The sequence below is a fragment of the Paraburkholderia sp. WC7.3g genome (assembly GCF_050436345.1).
Classification (GTDB): Bacteria; Pseudomonadota; Gammaproteobacteria; order Burkholderiales; family Burkholderiaceae; genus Paraburkholderia; species Paraburkholderia podalyriae.
The window spans coordinates 1,222,035-1,235,690 of sequence record NZ_JBNDMA010000002.1 but is presented as its reverse complement, the minus strand read 5'-3'; the positions used below and the strand labels follow the sequence as shown (position 1 = coordinate 1,235,690).

At 64.1% G+C, this 13,656-nt stretch carries 9 protein-coding genes and 1 pseudogene; 4 read left to right on the top strand and 6 right to left on the bottom strand.

Features of this window, described 5'->3' with window-relative positions; genetic code table 11:
• Nucleotides 1-175: 175 nt before the first annotated feature.
• The 6 genes and pseudogenes from OKW43_RS17195 to OKW43_RS17170 form a co-directional block, all read right to left on the bottom strand.
• Nucleotides 176-433: a hypothetical protein gene (locus OKW43_RS17195; RefSeq protein ID WP_187637366.1), complete on the bottom strand. Its 258-nt coding sequence runs from the start codon at nt 431-433 to the stop codon at nt 176-178.
• On the bottom strand, nt 414-932 hold the full coding sequence (locus OKW43_RS17190) for a DUF2778 domain-containing protein (RefSeq protein WP_187637365.1): 519 nt from the start codon (nt 930-932) through the stop codon (nt 414-416). Before OKW43_RS17190 ends, OKW43_RS17195 begins: the two co-directional genes overlap by 20 nt.
• A 459-nt stretch (nt 933-1,391) precedes the next feature.
• Nucleotides 1,392-3,272, bottom strand: coding sequence for a polysaccharide biosynthesis protein (locus tag OKW43_RS17185; protein ID WP_187637364.1), 1,881 nt, complete (start codon nt 3,270-3,272; stop codon nt 1,392-1,394).
• Between the two features lie 11 nt (nt 3,273-3,283).
• Nucleotides 3,284-4,306 carry an MraY family glycosyltransferase gene (locus tag OKW43_RS17180; RefSeq protein ID WP_429448645.1) on the bottom strand — a complete coding sequence of 341 codons (1,023 nt, stop codon included), beginning with the start codon at nt 4,304-4,306 and terminating at the stop codon, nt 3,284-3,286.
• A gap of 49 nt (nt 4,307-4,355) precedes the next feature.
• A pseudogene (locus OKW43_RS17175) lies at nt 4,356-5,317 on the bottom strand (UDP-glucose 4-epimerase family protein).
• Nucleotides 5,314-5,445, bottom strand: a complete 132-nt coding sequence (locus tag OKW43_RS17170) for a hypothetical protein (RefSeq protein ID WP_281394052.1) — start codon at nt 5,443-5,445, stop codon at nt 5,314-5,316. Before OKW43_RS17170 ends, OKW43_RS17175 begins: the two are co-directional and overlap by 4 nt.
• 675 nt (nt 5,446-6,120) lie before the next feature.
• Here OKW43_RS17170 and OKW43_RS17165 point away from each other — a divergent pair.
• Genes OKW43_RS17165 through OKW43_RS17150 form a run of 4 tightly spaced genes read left to right on the top strand, consistent with a single transcriptional unit; the run spans nt 6,121 to nt 13,643 of the window.
• Nucleotides 6,121-7,092 carry a glycosyltransferase gene (locus OKW43_RS17165; protein ID WP_187637361.1) on the top strand — a complete coding sequence of 324 codons (972 nt, stop codon included), beginning with the start codon at nt 6,121-6,123 and terminating at the stop codon, nt 7,090-7,092.
• Complete coding sequence (locus OKW43_RS17160) at nt 7,089-9,284, top strand: glycosyltransferase family 2 protein (RefSeq protein ID WP_187637360.1); 2,196 nt, start codon at nt 7,089-7,091, stop codon at nt 9,282-9,284. The genes OKW43_RS17165 and OKW43_RS17160 overlap by 4 nt, the downstream gene beginning before the upstream one ends.
• Nucleotides 9,277-12,531: a glycosyltransferase family 4 protein gene (locus OKW43_RS17155; RefSeq protein WP_429448642.1), complete on the top strand. Its 3,255-nt coding sequence runs from the start codon at nt 9,277-9,279 to the stop codon at nt 12,529-12,531. Before OKW43_RS17160 ends, OKW43_RS17155 begins: the two co-directional genes overlap by 8 nt.
• A complete protein-coding gene (locus OKW43_RS17150; RefSeq protein WP_429448640.1) occupies nt 12,528-13,643 on the top strand; it encodes a glycosyltransferase family 4 protein in 1,116 nt (371 codons plus the stop codon). The genes OKW43_RS17155 and OKW43_RS17150 overlap by 4 nt, the downstream gene beginning before the upstream one ends.
• The last annotated feature ends 13 nt before the right edge of the window (nt 13,644-13,656 follow it).

The window sequence follows — 13,656 nt, the reverse complement described above, 5'->3', positions numbered from 1 at the left end:
AAAGAGCCAACAGAGCCGCCACCTCAGCAGGAATGACATACCGGGCGGCGACGGCTCAATGCTAGGTGTATGTGCCGGGCGCAGGCTTCGGACAACTCCGAAACGCCGAGGCGTGCACGATGGTCGTCAACTCTCCTGGGCAAAAATACAAAAGCCCGGTCGCCGGGGCTTTCATCTACGTCGTGCGATACCACCGCCATAGCTTCACGATCGCCACATACGCCAGCGCCGCCGCGATCAGTTCAATCGTTACCCACACCACGAAATACAAGTCTTCGGGATCGCGGACACCAAGCCAGCGCGAAGCAGCAAACCATGCGCGCGACTCGCTTTCTGTCCACTCATAATGGTATGGACGGACATAGAGCAGGGAGAGATAGCACAGGCCGATAAACAGGGCGACCTTGAACACCCTACGGGCAAGTGTTGCCATATGTGATGGCCTCAATTGTTCCGTAGGCGAGAAGGCCCGAACTGCGCACGGGAATTTTGACGGTGTGCAGCAGCGCGTTGCGGATTGTCATGAAATCGCTATGGCTCGGCAGGGTGATGCAGCCAAGCGAAATCCCGCGTCCGCCTGTCGGATGCAAACGGAACTGCCCGCGTTTGACGCCATTAATCCACGTCACATCATCAATCGTCCCATCATCACGATATAGCGCGAACCATTCACCGTGATCCGATGGGTGACCCATTGCTGCATTCCACTCATCTTTTGTCCATGCAAACACCTGAGAACGGATGCCACCCGTGGGGCGGTCCACGATCCAGTATTTACCGGCAGGGAGCGGCCCATCATTAGGCACCATCGTGCAGCCGCCCCGATTGCGGTATTGATTGTTGCCTGAATACGCGTTGAATGTGCCGATGCCAAAAATCGTGAGCGGTGATAGGGGCTCGCTATTCACGAGAAATTTGCCGGTGTAGGGCATGTTTCACGCCTCCTGATTGCGCTGGCTGCAGGTCATTGCGCCCAGCATAGGTTCCTTCCGTTGGTGAACCTTGACCGTGAGCGCGCGCGTGCCGCTGGCGCGCTACAGGTCGATTCCGGATTTGCCGCCTCTTTCGCCTGGACAAAAAAACGCGCCCGAAGGGCGCGCAAAACCAAAGCCTTTGCATCACAGAAAAAGAGCCAACAGAGCCGCCACCTGACGTACCGGGCGGCGACGGTTCAATGCTGGGCGTATGTGCCGGGCACAGGCTTCAGACAACTCCGAAAGCCGGGGCGTGCGCGATGGTCGTACTCTCCTGGGCAAAAATAAAAAAGCCCCAGCAGGTCTGTAGGGGCTTTTATCGATAAACATCCGACGGCCAATTTCAACGGGTCGAATGACCTGCCTTCGCGAGTACTGATGCTTCGACTACTCCGATGACTCGCGGCAGCGGAACGCCTACGACACCCGCGTCGCCGGCGCCACGCTACGCAACGTAGTCGCCGTCGCCGGCAGGTACTCCGGCACCCAGCGCCGCAGATCGCGCCGCACTTCATCGTCGGCCGGCACGCGATGCTGCATCAGCCACGGCAGCAGGTTGTCGATCAGGCTGTCCGGCACCTCGCGCGCCTGCGCGATGCGCAGCTTCGGGTGCGGTGTGCGCGTGGTCGTTTCGTCGTCCGCGAGCAATTCCTCGTAGAGCTTTTCGCCCGGGCGCAGGCCCGTGAACACGACGCGAATCTGCTCTTCGGTGAAGCCGTACAGCCGGATCAGATCATGCGCGAGATCGGCGATTCGCACCGGTTTGCCCATGTCGAGAATGAAGATCTCGCCGCCGCGCCCCATGCTCGACGCCTGCAACACGAGCTGCGACGCCTCGGGAATCGTCATGAAGAAACGCGTGATCTCCGGATGCGTGACCGTCACAGGCCCGCCGCGCGCGATCTGCTCCTGGAACTTCGGAATCACGCTGCCCGCGCTGCCAAGCACGTTGCCGAAGCGGACGGTTTCGAACTGCGTGCGCCGCGCGCCCTGCTGCTGCAGCGCCGAGCACGCCATCTCCGCGAGCCGCTTGCTCGCGCCCATCACGTTGGTCGGGTTGACGGCCTTGTCGGTCGAGATCAGCACGAAATGCGCGACGTCGTGGCGGATCGCGGCGCGCGCGACGCGGTACGTGCCAAGCACGTTATTGCGCACCGCCTGCCACGTGTTGACCTCTTCCATCAAGGGCACGTGCTTGTAGGCCGCCGCATGAAACACGATGTGCGGACAATAGCGCGCCATCACCTGGTCGAGTAGCAGCGAGTCCTTCACGTCGCCGACGAGCGGCACCACCGACACTTCCGGATACTTGTCGCGCAGCTCTTCGTTCAGCCGATAGATCGAGAACTCGGAGATGTCGAACGCGACCAGTTGCACCGGCCCGAAGCGCAGGATCTGCCGACACAGCTCCGAGCCGATCGAGCCGCCCGCGCCCGTCACCATCACGACGCGGTTTTTCAGCAGCGCGGCGACGTGCTCGGTGTCGATCGTCACCGGGTCGCGGCCGAGCAGGTCTTCCAGATCGATCTGCCGCACCCGCGACAGGAACGCCTGGCCCTGCGTGAGCGGCGTGAGCGCGGGCAGCGTCATCGCGCGTACGCCGGCGCGCACGCACAGCGTGGCGATGCGCCGATGCGCTTCCACCGACGCCGACGGCACCGCGATGATCACATGCTCGACCTTCAGTTCCGCGCTGATCTGGTGCAGATCGCTGATCGCACCGAGCACGCGATAGCCGTAGATTTCACGGCCCTGCTTGATCGGATCGTCGTCGAGCAGACCCACGAGGCGCCATTGCCCCGAGCGCTTCAACTCGCGCACGAGGTTCGCGCCGGCATTGCCCGCGCCGAGCACGAGCACCGGCTTGCCCTGGCCGACGAGTCCGCCGTAGCGATAGAACTCCTTGGCCGCGCGATACAGCGCGCGTGAGCCGCCCATCGTCAGGAACAGCAGCATCGGCGACACGATCAGCACCGAACGCGGCACGACCGGCGCCGGCTGCAACAGCGCCGAGCCGATCACGACGACCAGCGCCCCGACGCCGATCGCCTTCGCGATCCGCACGAGATCGGGCAGGCTCGCGAACACCCACATGCCGCGATACAGGCCGTAGCTGCGAAACATCACCGCGTAGATCAGCAGCACCCAGACGAGCGCATGCAGCCCGCTCGACCAGAACGGCGCGGGCACCGGCCCGTTGAACCGGATCACATAGGCCAGCAGCCAAGCCATCGCCACCGCGCACAGGTCGAACGCAAACGCACTGAACGAAAGCCATCTGGCTTTGAAGCTTTTCATTGCGCAGAACCTCAGATTGGCCCGGAACGGGACACATGGCGCCGCCAGCGGCGATCGATGCACAGCCCCGCGATGACCAGCACGGCAGCCCATGCGACGACAACCAGCCATTGATACAGAAGAGCGAATTGCAGCGCCCAAACAGCAAGCATTATGCCCACCGCCATGAACAAATACCAAATCCACGCGGTCGACGCGTGCCCCCAACCCGACTGCACCAGTCTTTGATAGTAGTGTTCACGATGCGCCTGCCAAAATTTTTCACCGCGCAACAGACGCTTAACAAGCGTGACCGACGCATCGCCGATGAACGGCGCGAAGCACAGCGCAGGAAACCACACCGGCCACGCGCCGTCGCGCCAGCCCCAATAGCCGAGCGCGCCAGCCAGAAAGCCGAGCGGGATCGAGCCGGCGTCACCGAGAAAGACGCGCGCCGGATGAAAGTTGAACAGCAGAAAGCCCCCCGCCGCGCCCGCGACGATCAGGCTCGCCGTCGCGAGCGCCGGGTCCGCATGCGACGACAGCGACGCGGCCACCGCATAGCCGCCGAAGCCGAACAACGCCATGCCGCCCGCGAGGCCGTCCGAGCCGTCCATGAAGTTGTAAAGATTGACGAGCCACACGAGTAGAACCGCCATGCACGCGAGCGCCCACCACGGCACGTCGGCCGGATAGACGGCGATCAGCGCCGCCACCGCCGCCGCGTGAGCGCCGAAGCGCACGCGAGCGGGCAGGCCGCGTCGATCGTCGATCTGCGACAGCGCCGCGAGCAGCGCCGCGGCAAGCGCGGGCACCCACAGCGACGGCGCCGCGAGCGCGATCAGCAGCACCGCGACCGGCACGATGCCCCAGCCGCCGACGCGCGGGGTCGGGCGCGTGTGCAGCGAGCGGTCGTTGGGGACGTCGGTGGCGAGCCGCCACGCGAGGCCGGTGCGCAGCAGCGTCCACAGGATCGCCGCGCATGCGGCGAGCGCGGCGGCGCCCCACGGCAATAGAGAGACGACGGAAGAGGCGGAATGTGCAGCGAGCGGCATCGATAGGGTAAGCGGTTCAGGTCGGAGTCAAGCCGGGTTCAACAGGTGGTCAATGCGTGGAGCGATACCACGTCGCGGTTTCGAGCAGCCCATGCTCGACCGTATGCGGCGGATCCCAGTTCAGACATTCGCGAATATGCGAACTGTCGACGCGCAACTCGCCGACCAGCCGGTCGATCTGCGCCGAGCGGCCGGTCAGGCGACCCGCGACACGCAGCACGCTGGCCGGCACCGGCACCAGCCGCGCGGGCACGTGCAGCTGTGTGGCGAGCAGCCGCGCGAGTTCCGGCACGCTGAGGTCGCGGCCGTCGGTCACGTGGAAAGTCTCGCCGGCCGCCCGCGGATCGGTCGCGCAATGCACGAGCGCGTCCGCGAGGTTGTCGACGAACACCAGGCTGCGGCGCGCATTGACCGCACCGAGCGGCAACGGAATGCCCTTTGCGACCGCGTTCATCAGTTGCAGGAAGTTCGCGCGCACACCCGGCCCGTAGACCAGCGGCGGCCGCACGACGACGACTTCGAGACCCGCCGAGCGGCCGTAGTCGAACAGCGCGCGCTCGGCCTCCAGCTTCGAGATGCCATAAGCATCGGACGGCGCGGGCCGATCCGTTTCGGCGATCGGCTGGCCGGTGCTCGCCTCGCCCATCGCCTTGATGCTGCTGACGAACACGAAGCGCCTCACGCCCGCGCGCCGCGCCGCGGCCGCGACGCGCAAGCTGCCCTCGACATTGGTCGCGCGATAGGCGGCGAGCGGCTCGGTCAGGGTCTCCCGCATCACGTGCACGCGCGACGCCAGATGGATCACCGCATCGCAACTGAGCGTGACCGGCCAGCGCTGGTCGATGCCCGCGAAGTCTTCGGTATCGAGCAGCCATTCGCGCACGCCCCCTCGGCGGCCGTCTGCGGCCGGCGCACCGCGCCGATCACGCGATCGCCCCGCCGCAGCAACGCGCGCGATACCGCCTGGCCGACGAAGCCGTTGGCGCCAGTGACGAGAATTTGCAGACTCATCGCGATGCTCCGTCACGCACTTCGCGGCGCACGATCGCGCCCACGCCCTGCCGCGCGACCCACGCAAACAGACGGTCGCCGTCAGCATTCGACGCGGCCGCCAACGGCGGGAAAGGCGGATCAGACACGATACAATCAGGCATCGGCGGTGCTTTCTCAGGAAGTCTGGCTTGGAACGTATTGTATTCGGGCCGTGATAATAAAACGGACCGGCGCCTGCTGGCGCGTCGTTCGTACACTTCGTAACAACTCAAACATATTCGCGCATGTGGAATTCGTGGTATCGATCCGACGTGCTCGACAACAGCACACTCAGGCCTGCTTGCTGGCCGCGCGAACCGGCCCCGGCCCGCGCACTGGCGAGCCGGCGCCTGAAGGCCGCGCAAGCGCGCGGCGAGCATCTACGTGAATGCCCCGAAACCTGCCGGTCTCGCCGCCGAGCCCGCGCGTTGCGCGCGAGCGGCGGGCCACGCATGCTGGTCTGAAGAAAAGAACTGTTTGAGCGATAGGGTCTGTTTACATATGGAACGCACGTGCGAATGCCCACTATCGGCCTCATGGCAAGGAGTAAGGAGCGCCGCGTGGCCTCGCCACGTGAGCGACGCGCGACGCCGCCATGAGGCCGATAGTGGGCATTCCCCTGAAATATTCCACGCAATGGGGTTGCCGCGAGAAGGGCCGCTCGCTGCGTCATGCTCCTTGCGAATACGTCGAGTATTCGCGGCGTCGCAGTCCTTGCAAGCGGCCCTTCTCGCGGCAACGCACGTGTGTTCCAAATGTAAACAGACCCTAGAGTCCCACCTATGAAAGTGTTGTTCGCCACCTACCCGATGGCTTTCCATACCCCCGGCGGCGGAGAAATCCAGTTGCTTGCGTATCACAAGCATCTGCCCGCGCATGGCGTCGACGTCACGCTGTTCGATCCGTGGAAGCCGCGTTTTCTTGAACACGACGTGGTGCATTTCTTCTCGTGTGTCGGCGGCTCGGTGCACTTTTGCAACTTCATCAAGCAGCTCGGCTTGCCGCTCGTCGTGTCGTCGAGCCTGTGGGTGACGGAGGAAACCAGGCATCTGTATCCGATCGGCGAGATTCATCACCAGTTTTCTCTCGCGGACCGCGTGGTCGCGAACTCCGAGATCGAGTGCGACACGCTCGCGCGCATCTTCGATCTGCCGCGTGAGAAGTTCGCGAGCGTGTTGAACGGCGTCGAACCGAGCTTTTACGAGCCAGTCGCGGCGGAGCTGTTCCGGCGTGAGTCCGGCATCGACGGACACTTCATCCTGAACGTCGGCAACATCGAACCGCGCAAGAACCAGCTCGCGCTGATCCGGGCGATGAAGTCGTTCCCCGAACTGAAGCTCGTGCTGATCGGCCATCAGCGCGATCCCGAATACGCGAAGGCGTGCTTCGACGAAGGCGGCGGGCAGGTCGTCTACGCCGGCACGCTGCCTCACGATTCGCCGCTGCTGCGCTCCGCCTACGCGGCCTGCGAAGCGTTCGTGCTGCCGAGCACGCTGGAAACGCCGGGGCTTGCCGCGCTCGAAGCGCACGCCGCGGGCTCTCGCATCGCGGTGACAAAAGTTGGCTCTACCGAAGAATATTTCGCGCAGCACGTCGCCTACCTGGATCCGTTCGACGTCGACAGCATCACCGGATCGATTCGCGCGGCGCTCGCGCAACCACGCGGCGCTGCCGCGGCCCCGGCGCGAGATCTGACCTGGCAGGCCGTCCTGTCGCCCTTGAAAGACCTCTACGATTCCCTGCTGACGAAATGACAAAACCCGTGACGAACCTCATGAAGAACTTCGAACTTCGTCCCCTGAATAACGTCGAGGCGTCCTCGAATTCCGGCTTCGCGTGGCACGCGACGAACAGCGATCCGCAGTTCGAGCTGACGGGATGGGAAGATCTGTCGGGTCGCGCCGCGCGTATTTCGTTCGAACTCGCGAAAGCGGACATGCCGTCTTCGCCGTGCATGATCTATTTCGATGCGGGCGCGGGCATGTCGGAGCACGCGACGATCGGTCTGCTGGTCGACGCCGACGGCAAGGTGGATCAGGTCGTCGCGTTTCCCCCGCTCGTCGGTCCGTTGCGCCTCGATCCGATCGCGCGCTCGGGACTGTTTTCGGTCAACGGCTTCAACGTCGAACTGGTGGCCGACGCCGAGTGCCCGACGGAACTGCTCGAACGCGCGCGCCGGATGGCGTCATGGGGCGGCGGCGCGCAGCCCGCGCCGCCGGCAACCGTGGGTCACACGTATCAGGAATGGATCGAGCGGCACGAGCCGCCCGCGTCGCATTACCCGGAACTGCGCGCGCGCTCGAAGGCGTGGGCGTTGCAGCCGCTGATCAGCATCGTGATGCCGACCTACAACACGCCGGCGAGATGGCTGCGCATGGCGATCGACTCGGTCGTCGACCAGGTCTACGAAAACTGGGAGTTCTGTATCGCCGACGACTGCTCGACGAACCCCGAGGTCAAGCAGGTGCTCGACAGCTACGCCGCGAAGGATCCGCGCATCAAGGTCGCGTACCGCACGACCAACGGCCACATCAGCAACTCCAGCAACACGGCGCTGGAGCTTGCCGTCGGCGAATTCGTCGGCCTGCTCGACCACGACGACGAATTGCATCCGCTCGCGCTCTACTGCGTCGCCGAACTGATCAACGCGCATCCGGACGCGACGGTGATCTACAGCGACGAAGACAAGATCTCGATCGACGGGGTCCGCTCGGACCCGTACTTCAAATGCGACTTCAACTACGATCTGTTCCTGAGCCAGAACATGATCTCGCATTTCGGCGTGTACAAGACTTCGGTCATGAAGGAGGTCGGCGGCTTCAGAACCGGCTTCGAAGGCTCGCAGGATTACGACCTCGCGCTGCGCGTGATCGATCGCGCGGGTCATCACACGGTGTATCACGTGCCGCGCGCGCTGTACCACTGGCGCATGATTCCCGAAAGCACCGCGGCCGGCCATGAAGCCAAGCCGTACGCGCATATCGCGGCGATGCGCGCGCTCGACGAACACCTCGCGCGCAACGGCATCACCGCCCACACCGAGCACGCGCCCGGCACGGACGCGTTCAACAAGGTCGTGTACGAACTGCCCGAGGTGCTGCCGTCGGTGGAGATCATCATTCCGACGCGCGATTCCGCCGGACTCGTCGAGCAATGTGTGGAATCGGTGCGGCAGAAATCGGGCTACCCGAACTTCCGCATCACGATCATCGACAACGGCTCGGTCAGGCAGGAAACGCTTGAGCTGTTCGCGAGCTTGCAGCAGGACGAGCGGATCAAGGTCGTGCGCGACGATTCGCCGTTCAACTACTCGGCGTTGAACAACCGCGTCGCGCTCGCGAGCACGGCGGACTTCGTCTGCCTGATGAACAACGACATCGAAGTGATCAATGCCGACTGGCTCGGGGAAATGGTGTCGGTCGCGCTGCAGGCGAACGTCGGCGCGGTCGGCGCGAAACTGCTGTATCCGGACGACACGATCCAGCATGGCGGCGTGGTGCTCGGCGTCGGCGGTATCGCGAGCCATGCGCACAAGCATTTCCCCAATTCGCACCCGGGCTACTTCGCGCGTGCGCGCCTGCGCAACGTGATGTGCGCGGTGACCGCCGCGTGCCTGCTGATCCGCCAGTCGATCTACAAGGAAGTCGGCGGCCTCGACGAACAGTTACACGTCGCTTACAACGACATCGATTTTTGCCTGCGTGTGCGGCAAGCGGGTTACCGCAATGTGTGGACGCCCTACGCGGAGCTTTATCATCACGAATCGGCAACCCGCGGCGCCGAAGACACACCGGAAAAAATCAGCCGCTTCAACCAGGAATCTGAGTTGGTCAGACAGCGCTGGGGGCATCTGTTGATGAACGACCCCTGCTATTCGCCCAATCTGACACTGACTGCCGACGATTTTTCCTTTGCTTGGCCTTCAAGGATTGCAAATCTTGATTAATCTGGGACCCAAAAAAAACAAGACCGGATGGTTGGCGGAGTACCGCCATCCATCGCCGGGGGAACTGTTCTGCCTGCCGAGCGCGATCTACTTTCTGATGAAGTTCAGAGCCGATCTTGCGCGCTTCAATTCCAAAGTGCTGGATGACCGGGTCACGCTGTATTTCTGGTGGGAAATGTCGGCGCGCGAAACGTATCCGGACTTCGACTGGGTACTGCGTCAGGAAGACCTCGAATATTTGCGTCAGCTCGATAACGACACGCTGATCGAGCGCCACCCGGACGCCGTCACGTATTGGCTCGGCTCGACCAAACCGAGCGTGCTCGATGCGAAGCACCTGAGCGAAACGCTGCACGAACCTGTCACCGTGCTCGCGGAAGCCAGCCTGCAATTGCCGAAGCTGATGACGATGATCGTGCGCAATCGCGGCGATCTGTCCCAGGCATTCAACCTGAACACGCTGACCGGCTATCTGAACTGCCTCGACTGGTGGGATCAGTACGGCCAGGTCACCTGTCCGCGCGTGACGTGGCGCCCGCCGATTGCGTGGCCCGGGCTGCTGGAACCGATCGACGCAGCCGGTTCCAACGCGATGCCGTTTCCGCGCTTCCTCGCGCTGATCACGACCGAGCGGCCCGATCTGAGCAGCGCGTTCAATCTGAGCAGCTTCACGTCGCGGCTCAACGCGCTCAGCTGGTGGGAAGACCACGGCCAGCGCGAGTATCCGCGCATCAAGTGGTCGCAGCCGCCGATCGGTGGCTTTATGCTCGAGCCCGAAGCGCCGCCGGCGGACGGCGGCCCTTACGTGCCGCGCTTTCTTTGTGAGATCTACAGGGACCGGCCGGACCTGCAGGCAACCTTCGAGCTGCAGTCCCTGCGTGGGCGGCTCAGCTGCCTGTCGTGGTGGATCGAACACGGCCAGCATCAGTACCGCTCGATCAAATGGGTGCCGCCCACCACGCCCGCGCCGATGTTCGAGCCCGAATGGGGCACCCACGCCGACTGGCTGCCGGTGCCTCGTTTCCTGCGGCTGCTGCACGGCGAACGCCGGGACCTGCAGGAGCTCTGCTCGCTCGACAGCTTCACCGGGCGCCTGAAGTGCCTGTCGTGGTGGATCGAGCACGGTCAGCACCAGTATCCGGCGCTTCATTGGGGCGTGCCGCCGATGCCCGACAACCTGTTCAGCATGGAAGCCGGTGCGCAAGACGCGCTGCCGCTGCTGCCGCGCTTTTTGTTGCTGATCTGGAACGAGCGGGCCGACCTCCGGGCGTCGTTCAATCTGAACAGCTTCCGCGAGCGGCTCGGCTTCATTTCGTGGTGGGAGAAGCACGGACACGCCGAGTACTACGCGATCAAATGGTCGCCGACTCATCTCGCCGAAGAACCCTCGATCAAATGGGTGCCGCCCTCCACGCCCGCACTGATGTTCGAGCCCGAATGGGGCACGCACGCCGACTGGCTGCCGGTGCCGCGCTTCCTGCGGCTGCTGCATGGCGAGCGCGAGGATCTGCAGGCACTCTGCTCGCTCGACAGCTTCACCGGACGCCTGAAGTGCCTGTCGTGGTGGATCGAACACGGGCAGCATCAGTATCCGGCACTTCAGTGGACCATCCCGCCGTTGCCCGACAGCCTGTTCGCCGCGGAAGCCGGCGAGGAAGGCGCGCTGCCGCTGCTGCCGCGCTTTCTGCTGCTGATCTGGAACGAGCGGCCCGACCTGCAGGCATCGTTCAATCTGAACAGCTTCAGCGAGCGGCTCGGCTTCATCTCGTGGTGGGACAAGCATGGGCACGACGAGTACTACGCGATCAAGTGGTCGCCAACTCATCTCGCCGAAGAGCTCGCGAGAATCGACGACGAGCAGCCGGCCGACGACACCTTGCTGCCGCGCTTCCTGACGATGATCGCGAGCGACCGCCCGGATCTGCGTGAAGCGTACGATCTGAACACCGAGGCAGGCCGCGACCAGCTGGTGCGCTGGTGGAACGAGTGGGCGTCGACCGAATATCCGCTCGTCGGCTCGCTGAAAGTGCATTGGGCCGAAAGCGCCGATGGCGCCGACACCGCCGACGACGAAGCCGATGACGACGCACGCGAGCCCGCCCGCTATCACGCGCGCGTCGAAGGCGTCGGCTACGACTTCGGCGTCAACATCATCGGCTTCCCGCAAGGCGTGCTCGGCCTCGGCGAAGACGCGCGCATGGCCGCGCGCGTGCTGCAACTCGGCTCGACGCCGGTCACGTTGCTCAACGCGCCGATGGCGGGGCCCGCGCGCCTCGACCACTCGGTCGACCACCTGATCAGCGACGAGCTCAAGTACAACATCAGCCTGATCTGCCTGCCGGCCCCGGAAATGGTGCGGCTCGCGCTGGAAGGTGGCCGCAAGCTGATCGACGCGCCCACGCACAAGATCGGCGCATGGCCGTGGGAGCTGCCCCACTGGCCGAACGCGTTCGGCAACGTGCATCAGATGGTCGACGAAATCTGGGCGCAGAGCCGCTTCGTACAGAGCGTCTACAGCCGGCTCGGCAATACGCCGGTCTATCGGATGCCGATGGCGGTCGAGGTGCCCGCGCCGGTCGAGCCGAAGCGCGAGCGCTTTGGTCTGCCGACCAACGAGTTCCTGTTCTACCTGATGTTCGATGGCAACTCGTGGCTGAGCCGCAAGAACCCGCTCGCCGGCGTCCAGGCGTTCAAGCAGGCGTTCGGCAACAGCTCGCCGGGCGTCGGGCTCGTCATCAAGGCGATGAACGTGCGCGACGACGACCCGGTGTGGCGCGCCGTGCTCGACCTCACCGCGGGCGATAGCCGCATCCACATCGTGTCAGAGCGGCTGAGCCGCCAGGATTCGACCGACTTCATGGCCTGCTGCGATGCCTACATCTCGCTGCACCGTAGTGAAGGCTTCGGCCGCGTGATCGCCGAGGCGATGGCGTTGGGGCAGCCCGCCGTGGTCACGAATTTCTCGGGCAACGTCGACTTCTGCGAATCCGACACCGCGTTCCTCGTGGACGGCGAACTCGTGCCGTTGCGCCCCGGCGACTACCTGTTCGCCGAAGGTCAGTACTGGTGCGATCCGGACGTGTCGATCGCGGCGGAACAGCTCAAACGCATGATCGACGATGCGCCGCTGCGTGAGCGCATCGCCCTGGCGGGGAAGGCGCGCATCGAGCGCGACTACTCAGTTGAAGCAGTCGCACGCGCATATGCGCGACGGTTGACCGACATTGCGGAGGCGAAGAAAACATGACGCTGCGGGTATGTGCTCCGGACATTTTCTCGGGCGATGCGGTGGGTAATCACTGCATCGGTTTCGTACGCATGGCTGAACGTCTCGGCATGAGGGCCGAGCTGTATGCAAGCGGTTTCGAGGAGGGAACAAATGGAGTGCGACCGCTTGACGCATTATTCGACGAGGTCACTCGCGACGATGTGGTCCTGCTGAGTTACTCGATCTACGATCCGTACCTCGAGCGGATACTCGCGCTCGACTGCCGGAAGATCGGCTACTTCCACGGCGTGACCGACCCGCAATTGCTGCGCGCGCTGGAACCACGCACTGCGCAGTTGTGCGACAGGGCACTCGCGCAACTGCCGCTGCTCACGGGCTTCGACGCCGTCGTCGTGAATTCGCGCAGCACGGCTGCGAGCCTCGCCGGTATCGTCGCCGCGGACGCCATCAAGGTCGTGCCGCCGATCTTTCCCGACATGTACGTGTTCCGGCGCGAAGGGCCGCGCAAGGGCCGCAAGCGCCATGAGCCGAACCTGCTGATGGTGGGCCGCGTGGTGCCGCATAAACGCATCGAAGACGGCATCGAAATTCTGTCGCTGCTGAAACAGCGTGATTTCGGCGCGACGCTAAGCATCGTCGGCAGCACGCCGAACTACGATTATCTGAAGTTTCTGATCAATCACGCGCGGCGCCTCGGCGTGCTCGAGCAGGTCGACTTCAAGGGCATGCTCGACGACGCCGATCTGTTCGAGTGCTACGAATCCACCAACGCGCTGCTCGCGATGAGCCGCCACGAGGGCTTCTGCGTGCCGGTGCTCGAAGCGATGCATTACGGCAAGCCGGTATTCGTGCGCGGCGGCACGGCCGCTCAGGAGATTTGTCCGCCGGACTGCGTGTTCGACGCCAATGCCGAACTCGCCGCCTGGATACCGGCGATCACGCAGCGCCTCGGCCAGACCCACGGCCGCAGTCCGATCGACGCGGCCTTCGTCAAACACGCCGACGGCATGCTGCAACGTGCCAGCGACGAGGTGTGGCGCAACATCTTCATCGGCGTCGGTGTCGGCATGGCGGGCGCGCCCAGGCATGCGCGCGCGGGTGCCAAGACCGTTTCCTCCGAGAAGAGATAGCTAGTCGGCGCCG